The following is an 18470-nucleotide window of genomic DNA, read 5'->3' on the forward strand; positions in this document are numbered from 1 at the left end:
CGTCACACTCCAGGCTGCACGCGTCACAATTGCGGCGACCTCAGATTGCGTTTGTCGTGATGACAAACTGAAAGCGCAGGGCTAGCCTTCCGTCAAATCAAAACATACGGGAGGAATGGCATGCCAGACGCAGCAGTTGCAGCACGCGCTTCGGACTCCACGCACAGCGGAACCACGCAGCAGGTCGACGTCGCGGTCGTCGGCGCTGGTTTCGCCGGTCTCTATCTGCTGCATCGGCTGCGCAAGGCGGGCTTCTCGGCGGTTGCGCTCGAAGAGGGCGCCGATGTCGGCGGCACCTGGTACTGGAACCGGTATCCCGGCGCGCGCTGCGACATCCAGACGATCGATTACAGCTACACGTTCGATCCCGAGCTCGATCAGGCGTGGACCTGGTCGGAGAAGTACGCGACGCAGCCGGAAATCCTGCGCTATCTCGGCTTCGTCGCCGACCGCTACGATCTCCGCCGTGACATCAGGTTCGGCACCAAGGTCACGCAGGCGACCTGGGATGATGCGACTGCGCGCTGGCAGATCTCCACCAACAACGGCGCCAACGTCTCGTGCCGTTACTACATCATGGCGACCGGCTGCCTGTCGTCGCCGAAGCCGCCGGAGATCGACGGCGTCAAGGATTTCAAGGGCGAGATCTATTTCACCGGCCGCTGGCCGCATCAGGGTGTGGATCTGAAGGGCAAGCGCGTTGCCGTGATCGGCACCGGATCGTCGGGCATTCAGTCGATCCCGCTGATCGCCGAGCAGGCCGCGCAACTCACCGTGTTCCAGCGCACGCCGAACTTCGCATTGCCGGCCGGCAACGGTCCGGCGCCGGAGGATCGCAAGACCTTCTTCGAGACCGACCGCGCAGCCTATCGCGAGCAGGCGCGCTGGTCGATGGCCGGCGTGCCGTATCCGCAGCAGACCGTGGTGAGCTGGCAATTGAGCGATGCCGAGCGCCGCGAGCGGTTCGAGAAGGCGTGGGCGGCGGGCGACCTCGTCCACATCCTTTCCCAGCTCTGGGCCGACCAGGCGGTCGATGTCGACGGCAACCGGCTGGTCGCGGATCTGATCCGCGAGAAGATCGGTGCCGTGGTCAAGGATCCGGAGACGGCCGCGGCGCTCGCCCCGCACGATCATCCGTTCGGCGCCAAGCGCCCCTGCCTCGATACCAACTACTATGCGACCTACAACCGTCCGAACGTGACTCTGGTCAATCTGCGGCAGGAGCCGATCAAGGCGATCACCGCCGGCGGCATCTCGACCGACAAGCGCAGCTTCGATGTCGACGTCATCGTGTTCGCCACCGGCTTCGACGCGATGACCGGCGCGATCATGGCGGTGCATCCGATCTCCGGCCGCGGCGGCAAGTCGCTGTCGGATTTATGGTCGCACGGACCGCAGACCTATCTCGGCGTCACCGTCGCGGGCTTCCCCAATCTGTTCATGATCACCGGTCCCGGCAGCCCGTCGGTGCTGTCGAACATGGCTGTCTCGATCGAGCAGCATGTCGACTGGGTGGTCGACCGCATCGCCGCGCTGCGCGACGCCGGCTTCACCACGATGGAAGCCACCGAGACCGCGCAGGCCGGCTGGGAACGCCACATGGCCGATTGCGCGACACTGACGCTGCACCGGCTCGCCAACACCTGGTACACAGGCGCCAACGTGCCCGGCAAACCGCAGGGCGTGATGCCCTATACCGGTGGCGTCGGCCCGTATCGCAGCATCTGCAACGAGGTTGTCGGGCGCGGCATGCTCGGCTTCAAGCTCTCCGGTCCCGGCGTTGCCGAGCAGTGCAATGACGGCGAGGTGGTGCGCTTGCAGCCCGATGTGCGGCTGGTGCTGGGCATGCTCGGCGAGATGAACCTGCCGCCGATCGAGACGATGGGCGCGCAAGGCGCGCGCGACTTCCTCAACGAGTTCAACAAGGGCCGTCCTGCCGGCCGTCCGGTCGGTGAGGTCGGCACCGGCATGCTGCAAGGCGCCGACGGTCCGCTGCCGTACAAGCTCTACCGGCCGGCGACGCCGGGGCCGCATCCGATCGTGGTGTATTTCCACGGCGGCGGCTGGGTGCTCGGCGACGAGCTGTCGGACGATCCGTTCTGCCGCGATCTGTGCCGGCGCACCGGCATGATCATCGTCAGCGTGGGCTATCGCCACGCGCCCGAGCATCGCTTCCCGGCTGCGGCCGAGGACGGCTATGCGGCGACGCGCTGGATCGCAGCCCACACCGCCGAGCTCGGCGGCCGGGCAGGGCCGGTGCTGGTCGCGGGCTGGAGCGCCGGCGGCAACATCGCGGCCGTCACCTGCCAGCTCGCGCGCGATCGCGGCGGGCCCGAGATCGCAGGCCAGCTCTTGATCTGCCCGGTCACCGATTCCTCGTTCGACCGGCCGTCCTATGTCGACAACGCGGCCGGCTACTTCCTGACCCGCGGGCTGATGTTCTGGTTCTGGGACCTGTACTGCTCGCCGGCCGATCGCACCGATCCGCGTGTCGCGCCGTTGCGCGGCAAGCTCGAGGGACTGCCGCCGGCATTCATCGCGACCAGCGAGTTCGATCCGCTGCGCGACGAGGGCATTGCCTATGGCGACGCGCTCGCGAAAGCCGGCGTCAAGGTCGAGCAGCTCAAGGCACACGGCCACTTCCACTCGTCGTTCGTGATGGTCGACGTCATCATCACCGGCGTTGCCGGTCGCGTGAAGATGGCGAAGGCGCTAAGGCGTTTCGCCGGACTGCCCGAGGAGCTGGAGCAGGACAACGTCGCGGCGCCGAAGGTCAACGCCGCGGCGAACTAGGGGGGTGCAAATCCCCGCGGCTTGCCCGCGGGGATTTCGCACGACTCGGACTCCGGAGCTCCGATTCAATCAGGACCGGTTCTAGAGAAAGGCGAGGTGCTCGACCTTGTTCACGACGTCGTCGAGCGTCTGCTTGGTGGCCGCGGTATCGCCGCCGGCCATGAACACCTGCCAGAACTGCCGATCGACATTGTGCAGATGCAGGATGGACACGCGAACGCCGTTCTTGTTGCCGGCGACCTCCGACTGGGTATTGACGACATCGGTGAAGCCGTTCTGCTTCAGCGTGTTGGCGACGACGCCCTTGAGCTCGCCGACATTGGCGAGCGCCTCGCTGAGGCCCATGCTGCGGAAATTGAAAAACAGGAACGCCATGCGACACCTCCTTCTGTTGCGGACGAGCGCAGCGCGCGGAAGTGCGCCGAACTGGCTCTCTCGCTCAACCAGAGGTGTATTCCCCTATTGAATAATCGCGTTATGAGCCGCTTCACAGGAACCGCGTCCGCGATCGTGCGGCATTTGAACGCAGAGGTTTCTCTAGTGTGCTGAATGCGAAGTTCGTGCGATTTCGCGGCAGCCGCTTTCACGAACTTCGCATTCATAAAGCACACTAGAATCATAAGTTTGCTAGTGTCCTTATCGAATCCGAAGTTCGCTCCGAAGGTGCGGCGAATGATACGAACTTCGGATTCGGGACACTAGCCGAGCTCGAACGTCGTGACGCCGAACACGCGATCGATCCGCAATGGCGGAATCGCGCCGGTGTACATCCGCGCGGTCTCGAACACCGGCGACAGTCCGAGGTCCTGCGCCAGCGCCACGGCGTCGCGGTTGACCGCGGGGACATCGAGGAATATCTCGCCGCCGCCTGCGCTCGCGAGCAATGCCGACAGGATGGTCTCCGCGCCGGCGCGGTCGTCGGCGACCAGCGGACCGATCTTGCGGCCGGTGCGGCACGGACGGATCACACCCCAGCCGGCCAGCCTGCCGTCGCGCATCAGCGCGCGCCCGACATGTCCCGGCGTATTGATCCAGGCACGCAGGAAGGCCGGACGCGGCGCGGGAAACGCCGTGGCGTCGTCGGCCTCGACCAGCGTGACAGGCAGATCGGCCAGCGCGACGATGCCGGCGTTCGGCGCCGGAGGTGCTGCGACCGTGCCGCCGTAGCGCACGTTGGCGTAAGCGAGCGCGAAGCCGGACTTTTGGTAGTTCGCCTGCTGCGCCACCACGCCATCGAGCCCGATCACGCGCGGCCCCGCGTGCGCGATGGCCGCATTCCAGATCTTCAGACCGTAACCGCGGCCGCGCAGATCCGGGCGCACGATGTAGAAGCCGAGGAAAGCGAAACCCGCGCCGTAGTTGACGCAGGAGATCACAGCGGCAGGCTGGCCGTCGAGTTCGCCGATGAAGAAGCCCTGTGGGTCTTCGGCGGCAAAGCAGGCCGCATCGGCGAGACCGGGATTCCATCCCTCCGCCGCGGCCCAGTCGATCGCGAGCGCGATTTCGTCGGAATGCATCGTGCGTATGATGATCTCGTTCATGGCCGATGATCTCTTCGCGCCGGTGTTGTTGATCGTGCACATCGACGGCGGGAGAACAATCCCCCTTGGAGGCCTAAAGAGTGCGGGTCAGTCAAGCTGAGGGGGCCGCAGGGACCGCGCCGGTGCGGCGCCATGCTCAGGCGATCCGAAGGACGAGGCTGACCAGTTCGGGCTGGCGGTGCGTGCCGGTTTTGGCGAAGGCCGACTTCAACTGGTTGCGTGCCGTGTCGCGAACGATCCCGAGCCGTTCGGCAGCGTCGGCGATCGAGAGGCCGCCCGCGAGCAGCGCCACCAGCCGCGCTTCTGCCGGCGTGAGGTCGAATGCCTGCGCGATCAAGCCGGGCTCGGGCATCGGGTGTGGCGTCAAATTGACGAAGACCAGCATCGCCCGCGCGCCGAGGAAGACGTTGCGTGCCGCACCGTCGACCGGCAACACGCGCAGAACCACCGGCCCCTTTTGCGTACGGCGGATCAGGATTGGCTCGATTGGCAGCGCCATGCGCTCGGGTGCGGCGCGGATCAGATCGACGACCTGATCAAGCCGCGCCTGTGCCGCTCTGTCGCGCACGATCAGCCGGCGATCCCTGATCCTGATGTCCGCATCGAAGCCGGCATCGGCGGCTTCGTTGCGATCGATCACGAGGCCCGCGCGATCGAGTGCGACGGCCGGCTGCCGCACCCGGTCGAGAATGCCGGTCATGGAGGCGAGCGCGATGCGGCCGACCGCAGTCGACAGTGTCGCTGTCTCCGTCAGGCGCGGCCCCAGCTGCGTCAGCAGCCGCGTCTCGCGTGTCTCGAAATGTCCTTCCTCTCCGGTGCGCTGCAACGTCAGCACCCACGGTGCGCTGTCGGCCCAGAAGCCGATGCCGGCGAACCATTTGAAGCCGAACGGATACAGCACCTCATTGTACATCGGATCCGACCGGATCTGCTCGGGCGTCAGCAAGTCCTGATCGGTGATCACTTCGCCGGCCATTGCTCGCGGAACGCCCGAAGCGCGCGAATCCTGCTCATGCCAGTTGTGTGCGAAGTAATGCTGCACCATCTCTTCGGTCGACGCGGTGCGCGGCACGTCCGGTGTCCGCACGTCGCTTTGCAGCAGCACGGCGCCGGTTGCGCCCACCGCTTCGCAGATCGACGTCATGATGTCGGTCCACGCCGTCGGGTCGACCACTGCGTCCCCCAGCCGCGCCATCACGCTGGACATTCGATCTGGGTCGATATCCCCGTTCATGCAGGGAATTGTTGCGCGAGGTGGCGTCGCGCGACAAGCGCCAAGTTGCGGTCCTGCCAAAGGAAATAGTCGTATTGGGTCGTCACTCGCCTGTCTTGCGACGGCGGGGGTTCAATCAGCTTGCTTTGGCCGGTACGCCGCGAAGAACACCCGCGCCGCGCTGTCGACGACATCAGCGATCCGCTCCGGCGAGGGCGACGGATTGGCCTGGAAGATAAACGCCTGGAACAGCGTGGCCTGGCACATCTGCATGAACTGCCAGGCCGCGAGCTGATAGTCGTCGATCACGAGCTCGCCGAGCGCGGCGCGCGCCTCGAGATAGGCGGCGAAGCGGTCGACGGTGTGGGCGATCACATGGGTGTAGAACCGGCTGCCGAGCTCGGGCATCCGCTCGGCGATCGCCATCACGGTGCGGATCGCCGAGCCGCCGCCGGGCCGGCACAGCACCGCGACATAGGCACGGCCGAATTCGGGGAGGGTGGTGTCGACGTCGCGTGCCGGATCGAAGTTGAAGGCGACCTTGCCCTGCTCGCGCTTTTCCTCCTCAACGATCGCCGCGAACAGCCCGGCCTTGTCGGGGAAATACACGTACAGCGTGCCCTTGGAGACGGCGGCGGCGCGGGCGATCTCGCCCATGCTGGCGCCGTCGAAGCCGAGCTCCAGGAATACCTTGCGGGCGCCGTCCAGGATCTGGCGACGCTTCGAGGACTCCTCGTCGCCGACGACGAGGTGGAGGGGGTTTGTGGGCGCTGCAACCATTGATTTAGCTTCTCACGAAAGAACCCAACCCAGAATCAGTCCGGGAAGAATCGAAGCCTTATAATCCGCTGGGCGGGAATGTAGATTGACCGAACCGTTCGGTCAATGGTATTGGTGGGAGTGACGATGCGCCGCACGGCCCTTCTTCCGCCATTGCGGGCGTCGAGATTTTTTCTGGGGAGCCTCGGTTATGGCCGCAGCGCGGGATCAGGCTGCACGCATTGTTCGTTCCGAGCCTGAAATGGCTGAGGACGCGATCGCGCGCGACGCATCCGCCGATCTCAGCGAGCAGGCCAGAACCGACGAGGCCAAGAGTCCCGGCGACAAGGGTCCCGGTGACAAACGTCCTGCTGAGGCGCCGCCCGCTTCTGCGCCCGCGCAGCCGGCGGCATCGCCCGCCGCCGCAGCGCCGAAGTCCGGCAAGCGCAAATTCGTGATGATGGGCGTGGTCGGGCTGCTGGCGCTCGCCGCCGCGAGCTATGCCGCCTACTATCTGATGGTCGGGCGCTTCTACATCTCGACCGACGACGCCTATGTCCGCGCCAACAACACCATGCTCGGCGCGCGCGTCGCGGGCCATATCGCGGCGATCCTGCCCGGCGACAACGCGGTGGTGCGCGCCGGCGATGTGATCTTCCGGATCGACGACGGCGACTATCGCATCGCGGTCGACGCCGCCCGCACCAGGATCGGGACCCAGCAGGCGACGATCGAGCGCATCGGCCGCCAGGTTGCCGCCGCGGTGAGCGCGGTCGAGCAGGCGCAGGCGCAGCTCGTCTCCGCCCAGGCTGGTCTGAAGCGCGCCGATCTCGATTTCGATCGCCAGCAGGCGCTGAGCACCAAGGGCTTCGCCTCGCGCGCCACCTTCGAAGTGTCGGAAGCGGGCCGCGACCAGGGTGCGGCTGCGGTGCGCTCGGCGCAGGCGGCCTATGATGCGGCCAAGGACAATGTCGAGGTGACCAAGGCGCAGCAGGCCGAGGCCCGCGCCCAGCTCGCCGAATTGCAGACCCAGCTCGCCAGGGCCGAGCGCGATCTCGATTTCACGAAGGTGCGTGCGCCGGTCGACGGCACCTTCTCCAACCGCCTGGTCAACACCGGCGATTACATCAATGTCGGCCAGCGGCTCGGCAATGTGGTGCCGCTCGACGGCGTCTTCATCGACGCGAACTACAAAGAGACCCAGCTCAAGCGCATCCGCACCGGACAGCGGGTGACGATCAAGGTCGACGCCTACGGCTTCCGCAAGTTCACCGGCATCGTCGACAGCATCTCGCCGGCGGCAGGCTCGGTGTTCACGCTGCTGCCGCCCGACAACGCCACCGGCAACTTCACCAAGATCGTGCAGCGCCTGCCGGTCCGCATCCGGGTGCCGAACAGCGTCGCGAAGCAGGGCATGCTGCGCGCCGGGATGTCGGTATACACCACCGTCGACACGCGAGAGGGCGCGGCCGACGCGGACGCCGATACCGACCTCGACGCGCCGATGATGATCCATCCGCAGTGATGCCTTGAAGCTTCGAACCGCGGGTTCGAAGCGCGGAGCCTGATGAGCCCATGGCCGACGCGACCACTGCTTCGCCCTCGATGATGACCGGCGCTTCGGAGTCCGAGCGGCTCCAGCCCAAGCGGGTGGTCGCCTTCATCATCATGGTGTTCGGCATGTTCATGTCGATCCTGGACATCCAGATCGTCTCGGCCTCGCTCACCGAGATCCAGGCCGGCCTGTCGGCATCTTCGACCGAAGTGTCGTGGGTGCAGACCGCCTATCTGATCGCCGAGGTGATCGCGATCCCGCTGTCCGGCTTCCTGTCGCGCGCGCTCGGCACCCGGCTGCTGTTTGCGATCTCGGCGTTCGGCTTCACGGCGTCCAGCCTCTTGTGCGGCTTCGCCTCCTCGATCGAGCAGATGATCCTGTGGCGCGCGCTGCAGGGCTTCCTCGGCGCCGGCATGATCCCGACCGTGTTCGCCTCGGCCTACACGATCTTCCCGCGCTCCAAGTTCTACATCGTGGCGCCGATCATCGGGCTGGTCGCGACGCTGGCGCCGACCGTTGGGCCGACCGTCGGCGGCTACATCACGGATCTGATGTCGTGGCACTGGCTGTTCTTCATCAACATCGTGCCCGGCGTCATCATCACCATCGGCGTGCTCGCGCTGATCGATTTCGACCAGCCGAACTTCGCGCTGCTCGAGCGCTTCGACTGGTGGGGGCTGATCTTCATGGGCGGCTTCCTAGGCTCGCTCGAATATGTGCTCGAGGAAGGCCCGCAATATGAGTGGCTGCAGGACACTTCGGTGGCGATCTGCGCCGCGATCGGCTTCGTCTCGGCGGTCGCCTTCTTCTGGCGGGTGCTGACCGCGGAGGAGCCGATCGTCGATCTCTATGCCTTCTCCAACCGCAACTTCGCGGTCGGCTGCGTGCTGCAGTTCTGCATCGGCATCGGGCTCTACGGCCTGACCTACGTCTATCCGCGCTATCTCGCCGAGATCCGCGGCTACAGCGCGCTGATGATCGGCGAGACCATGTTCATCTCCGGCATGACGATGTTCTTCATGGCGCCGGTGGTCGGCCGTCTGATGCAGAAGGTCGATCTGCGCTACATCATCGCCTTCGGCCTCGTCACCTTCGCGCTCGGCTCCTGGCAGATGACCTGGATCACGCGCGAGTACGATTTCTACGAGCTCCTGGTGCCGCAGATCCTGCGCGGCATCGGCATGATGTGCGCGATGGTGCCGACCAACAACATCGCGCTCGCCACGCTGCCGCAGGACCGCGTCAAGAACGCCTCCGGCCTGTTCAACCTGATGCGCAATCTCGGCGGCGCGGTCGGGCTCGCCGTGATCAACGAGGCGCTCAACGACCGCACCGATCTGCACATCTCGCGGCTGCAGGATCGGGTGACTTGGGGCAACGCCACCGCGGTCGAGACCCTCAACAATTTCGCCCAGCGCCTGCAGGGCATGGGCGATTCCGCCACCATGGCGATGAAGCAGCTCTCGCAGCTCGTGCACCGCCAGGCCCAGGTGATGAGCTATGGCGACGCCTTCTTCATGCTGTCGTTGTTCTATGTCGGCCTCAGCCTGCTGGTGCTGTTCGTCAACAAGCCGCCGTCGATGACCGCAGGCGGCGGCGACGCGCATTGAGCGCGTCGGCTTCGCGCGCAGTCCGCCCGGTCGCGTGCAGAGCGTTGCATCGCCGACACATTGGCGCACTCACGCGCTTGTCATCTTGCCAATCGCGCGTGATGCATTTATAAGCAGCCCATTCCTTACTCGAACCCGGGAGATGCGCATGAAGTCGTTTATTTCGCAGATCGCGCGCCCGCGTTCGACGGTGCTTGACGCGCCTTCGCGTTAGCTCCCGGCGCTGATCGGGCCTGATCCCCGATCACCCAAACTTCCCAGCACGTTATCTACAATTTCCAGCGACATAAGCGGCCGGATTCCGTCCGCATGTCGCCTCAGATGGAGCCGGCTTGCGCTGCAGAAGCGTGGCCGGAATGTGCCATGACCTCTCTGACGACCAAGCGACCGGCCGCGATCCGGATCGTCCTGCCATTCGTGTTCCGCCATTGGCTGGAGCAGCCGCTGCGCGCCTTCGCCGTGACGGCGGGCTTCCTCGGTGCAACCGCCGCCGACCTGTTCATGCCGGTGTTTTCCGGTCATCTGGTCGACGCGCTGACCGCGGGGGCGACGGATGCCGCCGCGCGCCATGCGGCGATGCTGGCGTTCGGCGCCATCGTCGGCCTCGGCGCGCTGTCCCTGCTGCTGCGGCTGGTCGGTATCCAGACCATCGTGCCGTTCACGTTGAAGACGATGTCCGATGTCGGGCAGCAGGCCTTCATGCGCGTGCAGCGCTTCTCGACCGACTGGCACGCCAATTCGTTCGCGGGCTCCACCGTGCGCAAGATCACGCGCGGCATGTGGGCGCTCGACCTGTTGAACGACACCATCCTGATGGCGCTGTTGCCGTCGCTCGTCGTGCTGCTCGGCTCGATGATCCTGCTCGGGCTGCACTGGCCGCAGCTCGGCGCGGTGATCGCCGTGGGTTCGGTGATCTATGTCGCGATGACCATGGTGTTCCAGGTGCGCTACGTCGCGCCAGCCGCGCGCGTCTCCAATGCGTGGGACACCAAGGTCGGCGGCACGCTGGCCGACGCCTTGACCTGCAACGCGGTGGTGAAGTCGTTCGGCGCCGAGACGCGCGAGGACGTGCGGCTCGACGGCGTCATCAGCCGCTGGCGCCGGCGGGTGCGGCGGACCTGGCTCCGCTACAACCACACCTCGACGGCGCAGCTGCTGGTGCTGTTGTGCTTCCGCGCTTCGGTGATCGGCGGCGCGATCCTGCTGTGGGCGGCCGGCCGCGCCACGCCGGGCGACGTCACCTATGTGCTGACCAGCTACTACATCATCCACGCGTATCTGCGCGATGTCGGCATGCACATCAACAACCTGCAGCGTTCGGTCAACGACATGGAGGAGCTGGTGCAGATCCATGGCGAGCCGCTCGGCATCGTCGATGCCGTCGATGCCAGGACGATCGACATCCAGGGCGGCCGCATCGTGTTCGACGACGTCACGTTCCACTATGGCGGCCATCGCTTGCCGCTCTATGACGGGCTGTCGGTCGACATCGATGCCGGCGAGCGCGTTGGCCTCGTCGGGCGCTCCGGCTCCGGCAAGACGACCTTCGTCAAGCTGGTGCAGCGGCTCTACGACGTCTCCGCCGGCCGGATCCTGATCGACGGTCAGGATATCGCCAAGGCGACGCAGCAATCGCTGCGCAGCCAGATCGCGATCGTGCAGCAGGAGCCGATCCTGTTTCATCGCACGCTGGCGGAGAACATCGCCTATGGCCGGCCCGGCGCCAGCATGGACGCGATCGAGCAGTCGGCGCGGCTTGCCAATGCTCACGACTTCATCATGCGGCTGCCGAAGGATTACGGCACGCTGGTGGGCGAGCGCGGCGTCAAGCTGTCGGGCGGCGAGCGGCAGCGCGTGGCGCTGGCGCGTGCCTTCCTGGCGGATGCGCCGATCCTGATCCTGGACGAGGCGACCTCGAGCCTCGATTCGGAATCCGAGGCGCTGATCCAGCAGGCGATGGAGCGGCTGATGAAGGGCCGCACCTCGATCGTGATCGCGCACCGGCTGTCGACCGTGCGCAGCATGGATCGCATCCTGGTGTTCGATCGCGGCGAGATCGTCGAGCAGGGCACGCACGATGTGCTTGCCGCACGACAGGGCGGCATCTACCGCGGCCTGTTCGAGCGGCAAGCGACCGAGTTCGGCCAGGCGGCGGCGGAATAAGGCAGTGGCGCGTGGCTGGCGGATTGATCTCCGGCAGCCACGCGCCGCGCGCTACCGCGGCGCCAGCCCGTTCCACACCAGCGCCACGCCGGACAGGAACAGCAGCACCAGCACGACGTCGGAAAAATTGCGGTCGCTGAGCGCGTGGTAGAGCCGCGAGCCGAGCCAGGCGCCGAGCAGCGTTCCCGGAAACGCGCAGGCCACGAGCCAGATCAATTCGGGGTTCACCAGGCCGCTTACGATCTGGACCAGAAGCGCGGCGGCCAGGATCGTGAAGTTGAAGATCTGAAACACGCCGCGGCGTTGCTGCTTGCCCCAGCCGCGCAGGCTCGCCCACAGGATCGGGAGCGGGCCGGACAGTCCGGCGAGGCCGCCGAGGATGCCGCCGGCAAATCCGATCGCGCCATCGGCCCATTTGCCGCCGAAGGCGATCGACATCGGTTTGCGCTGCAGGAACAGCAAGGTCGGGAACACCAGCAGAAAGACGCCGATCGTCAGCTTGAAGACCTCGGGGTCGGCGCGGGCGATCAGCAAGATGCCGATCGGCACGCCGGCGAGGCCGCAGATGACGAACGGCCAGACCAGGCGGAAGTCGATGGTCTTCCAGATCGACGGCAGCGTCGAAACCTGCGCGATGACCGAGCACACCAGCACCAGCGGCACCGCAAGCGTCGGCGGCAGCACATAGAGCCAGATGCCGAGCGCCATCAGCGCGGTGCCGAAGCCGGCAAGACCGGAAACGAAGCCGCCGGCAAGCGCGCCGAAGAACAGGACCGCGTAGCTTGCCGGGTTCATCCTCGTCTCGTTGTTTTGTTCATTGCCGCGACGTTTACACGACGCAGCCGGCGGGTACACTTCAAAATCGCGGCCCATCAACGATAATCGGAATGGAAGCATCCCCATGACTGCGAGCATGACTGCGAGTTCGTCCAAAACCTTTCTGATCTGTCACGGCGCCTGGTCAGCCGGATGGGCGTGGAAGAAGATGCATCCCCTGATGCAGGCTGCCGGGCACCGGCTGGTTACGCCGAGCTACACCGGGCTCGGCGAGCGCGCGCACCTTGCGCATCAAGGACTCGACCTCGAGGCGCATATCCAGGACGTGCTCAGCGTCATTTCGTACGAAGATCTGCGCGACATCGTGCTGATCGGCCATTCCTATGGCGGCATGGTCGCGACCGGCGTCGCCGACCGGGTGCGCGAGCGCATCGTGCAGATGATCTATATCGACGCCTTCGTGCCGCGCGACGGCCAGTCCCTGTTCGACCTCAACGAGCCGTCGATCGAGACCATGCGCGAGCTCGCAAGCGACGGCGACGGCTGGCGCATCCCGCCGATGCCGACGCCGCCGGATACGTCTGCCGCAGATGTCGAGTGGCTCACCGCGCGCCGCGTCGACATGCCGATCAAATGCTTCGAGCAAAAGCTGAAGCTGCAACACGGCGAGACGAAATTGCCGCGCAGCTACGTCTACGCCACCCGCACCACCCAAGCCGATACGTTCGGCCAGTTCGCCAGGCGCATCAAGAATGAACCCGGCTGGCGCTATTTCGAGATTGACGCCAGCCACTCGCCGAACGTCACGGCGCCTGAGGCGCTGATGGCGCTGCTGCAGGAGATCGTTTCCTGACGAGCCGTCATTCCGGGGCGATGCGAATCGTCCCGGAATCGATCGGGTGCGCTTGTTCGCCCGGGCTCATGCGCCACGCGTGTCGCGCACCGCCTGAGCGACTTTCGTCGCTTGCGACACGCGTCCGATTTTCGCGCCCGCAATGATCTTCCTTCGGCGTTCGCTCGGCTTCGAAGCCATGCCTTCGCCTGCGGTCGATCCGGCCGGAGGACGGGTCGTGAAGTTCGCGGCTCGGTGCAGCGCGAGGGCCTTTCGAGCTGCTTCGACATGCGCGGTCCGGGTCGCCAGATTGTGCTGACGCCTGAGCTCCGTGTTCACCCGCTTCAACGCCGCTGCGAACACTTGCTTCCGCTCTGAAGCATGCTTGGCGGTTCCCGGAAAGCTTGTCCCGCGAGCCTCGGCTTTTCCGCGGCTCTCTCGCTGCTTTTGCCGGCCGACCGTTCGCTCCTTGTCGCGCATCTTGCGCAAGCGGGGGCGCATGGCTTCAAGCTCGGATACCTCGACGCCATAGATGGCGGGATGATGCGTCAGGCGGATTGCTTCATATTCTTCGTGGTTGAGAATGCTGCGCTCGAACTTGCAGGCGACCGACATTACCATTCCTCCTCTTGATTTCTTGAATCCGGGCAGAAGGACACGTCCAGCTTCAGCAGATCATAGCTCCAGCGCCGCCGGGGACTCAAATTTGGCTAGCACCTCGGTCACGACGATCGGCCGCTTTGCCGTAGTGTGCGGGCACGGAACTCCTACTTTTCCGCATCGTCGTCCTTGAGGCGAATTCCCTCGGCCCGCAGGGCCGTAAAGAGAGCCGCGATGTCTTCGGGCTCCATATTGTTGGGACACATCCCGTTGAGTTGTTCGGTCGTGATCGTGCCGGTGCTCTTGGCGATATCTCGTGCCTTCGCCATGATCTTCTGAAGGTCCATCGGCGTTCCTCCGCGAGGCAGATATCCTACGCCCGCCAACCCATTATGTCGCCTTTTAAGAAACGTGCGCCTATGGCGGCACCAACGCGATTGGTTCGCTTCGCGGCGCGATGAAGCAACATCCTTCGCGAAGTCCGCCATCGGGACCGGACGGTCACCGCAACTTTGTCTCGCATGTTTCGCCAAACCGCGACATAATCAGCGTCCCGCGTGCTGGTGAACATGGCCTCATGAACCGCAGCCCCGTGCTCGTAGATCTGGCGCTCCAAGGTGGAGGCTCGCATGGCGCGTTCACATGGGGTGTCCTGGATCGGCTCCTTGAAGAATCATGGTTTCAGATCGCGGGCATATCCGGAACATCGGCCGGAGCGATGAATGCTGCCGTGCTGGCGGATGGCTGGACCGCGGGCGGCGCTGCGGGCGCACGCGAAGCGCTTGAAAAGTACTGGCGAAGCGTCTCACGCGCCGCCGCATTCAGTCCGTTGCAACGGTCGCCGCTCGACCGTCTGATGGGACGCTGGTCGCTCGACAGCTCTCCGGCCTATCTCTTCACGGATTTGATGTCGCGGATGCTTTCACCCTACGACCTCAATCCCCTCGGCTTCAATCCGCTGCGCGACATATTGAACGACAGCATCGATTTCGAGCGTCTTGCGCGCGCGCCGATCAAGCTCTTCATAACCGCCACACGGGTCCGTACGGGGCGAGGGCGGATTTTTCGCAACGCGGAGATTACCGCGGATGTCCTGCTCGCGTCGGCCTGCCTGCCAACGATGTTTCCTGCGATCGAGATCGATGGCGAGCCCTATTGGGACGGCGGCTATGCGGGCAATCCCACGGTCACGCCGCTGGTCCGCGAGACCGACGCACACGATACGGTCGTGGTCCAGATCAACCCGACCGAGCGGCCGGAGCAGCCGCGCACGGCCGCTGACATTCTCAACCGGCTCAACGAGATCTCATTCAATTCGCCGCTGGCAAAGGAGCTGCGGATGATCGCGTTGCTTCGTCAGGTTGCCGACCCCGGCACCGGAGAGGGCGCCCGCTGGGCCCAGATGAAAACGCATCGGATCAAGAGCGACATGCTTGCGACGTTCGGTTCATCATCCAAGCTCAATGCCGAATGGGCGTTCGTGACCAAGCTGCACGAGGAGGGGCGGCGTGCCGCCGGCGAATTCCTCGACGCGCATGGCGCCGATATCGGTGAGCGCTCGACCGCCGATCTGGATATTCTGCTGGCGGAGTGCTGAGCCGATGGGTCTACTCGGCATTCTCGTCGGGCTTGGACTGCTGGTCGGTCTTGCGTTCCGCGGTTGGAGCGTCCTGCTGCTCGCGCCGCTCTGTGCGTTGGTGGCCGCAGCCTTCGGTGGCGAGCCGTTGCTTGCCAACTGGACGCAGACCTTTATGGCCAGCGCGTCGGAGTTTCTCGCGCAGTTCTTTCCTATTTTTCTGCTTGGCGCCGTGTTCGGGAAACTCATGGATGACAGCGGCGCGGTCGCTGCGGTCGCGGGCTTCATCTCCCGATGTCTGGGCGAACGCCGTGTCATCCTCGCGGTCGTGCTCGCGGGTGCACTAGTCACCTACGGCGGCGTCAGCCTCTTCGTCGCGTTCTTCGTCATCGTTCCGATGGCCCAGTCGCTGTTTCGCACGGCAGGGATTCCGCGTCGTTTGGTGCCGGCGGCGGTTATTCTCGGGACTTCGACCTTTACCATGTCGGCGCTGCCGGGCACGCCGTCGATACAGAATGCGATACCGATGCCTTTCTTCGGCACGACTCCGTTTGCCGCACCGGGCCTTGGCGTTGTCGCATCGATGATCATGCTTGTTGTCGGGCTGTGGTGGCTTCTTCGCGCAGAGAACGCGGCGCGTCGCGCAAATGAGGGCTATGGCGACGAGCCGCCGGTTTCGGCGGATGCAGCCGACGATGAGTTGTTGCGCGAGCGGGCGACGACGGCGCGAGAATTCGACCCGGCGGAGATCCGCCACGGACATCACAGCGACGCGGCAGTCCCGGTCTTCAACGCCATCCTTCCCTTGATCGTCGTTGTCGCAGTCAATCTGCTGATGTCGCTCGTTGTCCTGCCCCGGCTTGATTTCTCGTTCCTGGCCGAACAGCGATGGGGAAATACATCACTGGCAGCCGTGGCCGGCGTCTGGTCGGTTGTCGTGGCGTTGGCGGGGGCGATCGTGACGGTCATACTCTGCAACTGGACGCGACTGCCCGCACTACGACGAACCATGGATGCCGGTGCGAATGCGTCGGTGCTGCCGGCGCTGAGCGTCGCAAGCCTTGTCGGATTCGGCGCCGTTATCGCCTCGCTTCCCGCTTTCGGCGTGGTGCGGGAGTGGGTGTTGCGAATTGAGGGCGGCCCATTGGTGTCGCTCGCAGTCGCGACGAACATCCTTGCCGCGCTGACGGGGTCGGCTTCTGGCGGCTTGACGATTGCGCTCGATGCGCTGGGCAAGACCTATATGGCTCTTGCCGCCGAGGCGGGTATTGATCCCGGCCTTCTGCATCGCGTCGCGGTGATCGGCTCGGGAACACTGGACATTCTGCCTCACAACGGCGCGGTCGTTAGCCTGCTTGCGATCTGCGGGCTCAAGCATCGCGACAGCTATCTCGACATCGTCATGGTCGGCATTGCGAGTTCCGTCATTGCTCTCGCCGCGGTGATCGCAATCGGCACCGCGTTCGGGTCGTTCTGATGCAAGGCGATGGGGCGGCTCGACCGGCCGCGGGCGCGCGTAGCTGGAATGAAGTTGCTGGAAATGGCGAAGGGCCCGGCGTGTTGCGCCGAGCCCTTCATACTCCAAAATATCAGCCGGCCTGTAAGCCGGGTTCTGTAGGGCACCATTCTTGCGAATGGTACGCGACGGCCATTCCTCTGGGACAAGGTTTGCACCTTGCCTCGAGCAACCTACCCGGACAGCGGGCCTGACATCGCCCTGCGGTGTTATCGCGCGTGCGCGAACTAACCGCGTTGCCGTCCCTATTCGGTTTTGCTCCCGGTGTGGTTTGCCATGCCGTCTCCGTTGCCGGACACGCGGTGCGCTCTTACCGCACCTTTTCACCCTTGCTTCCTCCGGGGAGGAAGCGGTTCGTTCTCTGTGGCACTTTCCCTGGGGTCGCCCCCGCCGGACGTTATCCGGCACCGCATGTCGATGGAGCCCGGACTTTCCTCCCCCGCGGCCTTTCGGCACCAGCGGGAGCGGCCGTCCGGCCGACTGACGGCCTGTGCATGCGAGCTTTGGCCGCCCGCGTCAAGCGATTGCGATGGTTAACCGGACGCCGGCCCTCGATTTTGACATCCGCGAAGGTGAGGCCTTTGATATCGACTTGATCGAACCAAAGGTTGAGGCGCCATGGACACCGAACTGGCCCGGACGTTCCTGACGGTGGTGAGCGCCGGCAACTTTATCACCGCGGCGGAACGGCTTCATGTCAGCCAGTCGACGGTGAGCACCCGCATTCACACCCTCGAGCAGCAGCTCGGCTGCGTGCTGTTCGTGCGCAACAAGGCCGCACCACCCTGACGCCGGCCGGCCGGCAGTTTCAGCGGCATGCCTCGGTGCTGGTCCGCACCGTCGAGCAGGCGCGCCACGATGTCGGAATCCCCAAGGGGTTTTCCGCAACCCTGGTGGTCGGCGGCCGCATCGGGCTTTGGGAAGAGTATCTGCTGCGCTGGCTGCCGCTGATGACGCGGGCGCATCCCGACATCTCGATCCGCGCCGAGAGCGCGCTCGAGCCTGAACTGATGCAGGGGCTGGTCGAGGGACGCATCGATATCGGCGTGATGTACACGCCGCAGAGCCGCCCCGGCCTCAAGGTCGAGCAGCTGTTCGAGGAGCAACTCATCCTGGTGTCGACCGATCCCAGGAGTGCACCGGAGCCGGGACAGGGCTATGTCTATGTCGACTGGGGGCCGGAATTCTACGCGCGTCACGCGACGCTGTTTCCGAACTTCGCTGGTCCTGCGCTGACGGTGAATATCGGCTGGCTCGGATTGCAGCATGTGCTGGAGAATGGCGGCTCCGGCTTCTTCGCGCGCCGCATCGTGGAGCCGCTCCTGAAGGCGCGGCGGCTGCACGCCGTCGCCGGCGCTCCTACCTTTGCAATGCCGGCCTATGTCGCCTATCCGGCCGATCGCCAGGACGACCATCTGGCGCGCGCGATCGCGATCATGCATCGCCTCGCCGCATCTCAGGTCCAGGCCGCCACCGAGGCCCCGCGGGCCAGGCCCGGCACGCGGCGGCGGCGCTGACCGCGATTGATATCGGCA

The 18470-nt window shown here is 65.2% G+C and carries 14 protein-coding genes, 1 other RNA gene and 1 pseudogene; 8 read left to right on the plus strand and 8 right to left on the minus strand.

Annotation, left to right across the window (positions count from 1 at the left end; genetic code table 11):
- Positions 1–120: 120 nt before the first annotated feature.
- Positions 121–2793, plus strand: coding sequence for an alpha/beta hydrolase fold domain-containing protein (locus tag ACE10Z_RS12895; RefSeq protein WP_375788247.1), 2673 nt, complete (start codon positions 121–123; stop codon positions 2791–2793).
- Positions 2794–2874: 81 nt separating this feature from the next.
- Here the strand turns inward: ACE10Z_RS12895 and ACE10Z_RS12900 are convergent, their stop codons facing one another.
- The 4 genes from ACE10Z_RS12900 to ACE10Z_RS12915 form a co-directional block, all read right to left on the minus strand.
- Positions 2875–3168: a hypothetical protein gene (locus ACE10Z_RS12900; RefSeq protein ID WP_092115942.1), complete on the minus strand. Its 294-nt coding sequence runs from the start codon at positions 3166–3168 to the stop codon at positions 2875–2877.
- 323 nt (positions 3169–3491) lie between these two features.
- Positions 3492–4334, minus strand: a complete 843-nt coding sequence (locus tag ACE10Z_RS12905; RefSeq protein WP_375788248.1) for a GNAT family N-acetyltransferase — start codon at positions 4332–4334, stop codon at positions 3492–3494.
- Between the two features lie 136 nt (positions 4335–4470).
- Positions 4471–5541, minus strand: a complete 1071-nt coding sequence (locus ACE10Z_RS12910) for a helix-turn-helix transcriptional regulator (protein ID WP_375788249.1) — start codon at positions 5539–5541, stop codon at positions 4471–4473.
- 138 nt (positions 5542–5679) lie between these two features.
- On the minus strand, positions 5680–6327 hold the full coding sequence (locus ACE10Z_RS12915; RefSeq protein ID WP_375788250.1) for a TetR/AcrR family transcriptional regulator: 648 nt from the start codon (positions 6325–6327) through the stop codon (positions 5680–5682).
- Positions 6328–6568: 241 nt separating this feature from the next.
- On the opposite strand from ACE10Z_RS12915, the gene ACE10Z_RS12920 reads away from it, so the two are divergent.
- The 3 genes from ACE10Z_RS12920 (at position 6569) to ACE10Z_RS12930 (ending at position 11634) form a co-directional block, all read left to right on the plus strand.
- Positions 6569–7831, plus strand: coding sequence for an HlyD family secretion protein (locus ACE10Z_RS12920; protein WP_375788251.1), 1263 nt, complete (start codon positions 6569–6571; stop codon positions 7829–7831).
- A 50-nt stretch (positions 7832–7881) separates the two neighbouring features.
- Positions 7882–9471 (plus strand): DHA2 family efflux MFS transporter permease subunit, encoded by a 1590-nt coding sequence (locus ACE10Z_RS12925; protein WP_375788252.1) that lies wholly within the window; start codon positions 7882–7884, stop codon positions 9469–9471.
- 363 nt (positions 9472–9834) lie between these two features.
- Positions 9835–11634 carry an ABC transporter ATP-binding protein gene (locus ACE10Z_RS12930; protein ID WP_375788254.1) on the plus strand — a complete coding sequence of 600 codons (1800 nt, stop codon included), beginning with the start codon at positions 9835–9837 and terminating at the stop codon, positions 11632–11634.
- 51 nt (positions 11635–11685) lie between these two features.
- Here ACE10Z_RS12930 and ACE10Z_RS12935 read toward each other — a convergent pair whose 3' ends face one another.
- Positions 11686–12429, minus strand: coding sequence for a sulfite exporter TauE/SafE family protein (locus tag ACE10Z_RS12935; RefSeq protein WP_375788255.1), 744 nt, complete (start codon positions 12427–12429; stop codon positions 11686–11688).
- A gap of 106 nt (positions 12430–12535) precedes the next feature.
- On the opposite strand from ACE10Z_RS12935, the gene ACE10Z_RS12940 reads away from it, so the two are divergent.
- Positions 12536–13264 (plus strand): alpha/beta fold hydrolase, encoded by a 729-nt coding sequence (locus ACE10Z_RS12940; protein ID WP_375788256.1) that lies wholly within the window; start codon positions 12536–12538, stop codon positions 13262–13264.
- Positions 13265–13330: 66 nt separating this feature from the next.
- On the opposite strand, the gene ACE10Z_RS12945 is transcribed toward ACE10Z_RS12940, so the two are convergent.
- Both ACE10Z_RS12945 and ACE10Z_RS12950 read right to left on the minus strand, forming a co-directional pair.
- Positions 13331–13858, minus strand: coding sequence for a hypothetical protein (locus ACE10Z_RS12945; protein ID WP_375788257.1), 528 nt, complete (start codon positions 13856–13858; stop codon positions 13331–13333).
- Positions 13859–14010: 152 nt separating this feature from the next.
- Positions 14011–14190: a hypothetical protein gene (locus ACE10Z_RS12950; protein ID WP_092115930.1), complete on the minus strand. Its 180-nt coding sequence runs from the start codon at positions 14188–14190 to the stop codon at positions 14011–14013.
- Positions 14191–14420: 230 nt separating this feature from the next.
- On the opposite strand from ACE10Z_RS12950, the gene ACE10Z_RS12955 reads away from it, so the two are divergent.
- Both ACE10Z_RS12955 and ACE10Z_RS12960 read left to right on the plus strand, forming a co-directional pair.
- Positions 14421–15440 carry a patatin-like phospholipase family protein gene (locus tag ACE10Z_RS12955; protein ID WP_375788258.1) on the plus strand — a complete coding sequence of 340 codons (1020 nt, stop codon included), beginning with the start codon at positions 14421–14423 and terminating at the stop codon, positions 15438–15440.
- A 4-nt stretch (positions 15441–15444) separates the two neighbouring features.
- A complete protein-coding gene (locus ACE10Z_RS12960) occupies positions 15445–16896 on the plus strand; it encodes a GntP family permease (RefSeq protein WP_375788259.1) in 1452 nt (483 codons plus the stop codon).
- A gap of 108 nt (positions 16897–17004) precedes the next feature.
- On the opposite strand, the gene rnpB is transcribed toward ACE10Z_RS12960, so the two are convergent.
- An RNA gene (gene rnpB / locus ACE10Z_RS12965) (RNase P RNA component class A) lies at positions 17005–17419 on the minus strand.
- Between the two features lie 134 nt (positions 17420–17553).
- Between rnpB and ACE10Z_RS12970 the strand changes: the two are divergent.
- Positions 17554–18452, plus strand: a pseudogene (locus ACE10Z_RS12970) (LysR family transcriptional regulator).
- The last annotated feature ends 18 nt before the right edge of the window (positions 18453–18470 follow it).

The sequence above is a fragment of the Bradyrhizobium sp. Pha-3 genome, assembly GCF_042258615.1.
Classification (GTDB): domain Bacteria; phylum Pseudomonadota; class Alphaproteobacteria; order Rhizobiales; family Xanthobacteraceae; genus Bradyrhizobium.

Coding starts and splice junctions, on each gene's coding strand:
- ACE10Z_RS12895 (WP_375788247.1), top strand. CDS start 121: ATGCCAGACGCAGCAGTTGCAGCACGCGCTTCGGACTCCACGCACAGC.
- ACE10Z_RS12900 (WP_092115942.1), bottom strand. CDS start 3,168: ATGGCGTTCCTGTTTTTCAATTTCCGCAGCATGGGCCTCAGCGAGGCG.
- ACE10Z_RS12905 (WP_375788248.1), bottom strand. CDS start 4,334: ATGAACGAGATCATCATACGCACGATGCATTCCGACGAAATCGCGCTC.
- ACE10Z_RS12910 (WP_375788249.1), bottom strand. CDS start 5,541: ATGTCCAGCGTGATGGCGCGGCTGGGGGACGCAGTGGTCGACCCGACG.
- ACE10Z_RS12915 (WP_375788250.1), bottom strand. CDS start 6,327: ATGGTTGCAGCGCCCACAAACCCCCTCCACCTCGTCGTCGGCGACGAG.
- ACE10Z_RS12920 (WP_375788251.1), top strand. CDS start 6,569: ATGGCTGAGGACGCGATCGCGCGCGACGCATCCGCCGATCTCAGCGAG.
- ACE10Z_RS12925 (WP_375788252.1), top strand. CDS start 7,882: ATGGCCGACGCGACCACTGCTTCGCCCTCGATGATGACCGGCGCTTCG.
- ACE10Z_RS12930 (WP_375788254.1), top strand. CDS start 9,835: ATGACCTCTCTGACGACCAAGCGACCGGCCGCGATCCGGATCGTCCTG.
- ACE10Z_RS12935 (WP_375788255.1), bottom strand. CDS start 12,429: ATGAACCCGGCAAGCTACGCGGTCCTGTTCTTCGGCGCGCTTGCCGGC.
- ACE10Z_RS12940 (WP_375788256.1), top strand. CDS start 12,536: ATGACTGCGAGCATGACTGCGAGTTCGTCCAAAACCTTTCTGATCTGT.
- ACE10Z_RS12945 (WP_375788257.1), bottom strand. CDS start 13,858: ATGTCGGTCGCCTGCAAGTTCGAGCGCAGCATTCTCAACCACGAAGAA.
- ACE10Z_RS12950 (WP_092115930.1), bottom strand. CDS start 14,190: ATGGACCTTCAGAAGATCATGGCGAAGGCACGAGATATCGCCAAGAGC.
- ACE10Z_RS12955 (WP_375788258.1), top strand. CDS start 14,421: ATGAACCGCAGCCCCGTGCTCGTAGATCTGGCGCTCCAAGGTGGAGGC.
- ACE10Z_RS12960 (WP_375788259.1), top strand. CDS start 15,445: ATGGGTCTACTCGGCATTCTCGTCGGGCTTGGACTGCTGGTCGGTCTT.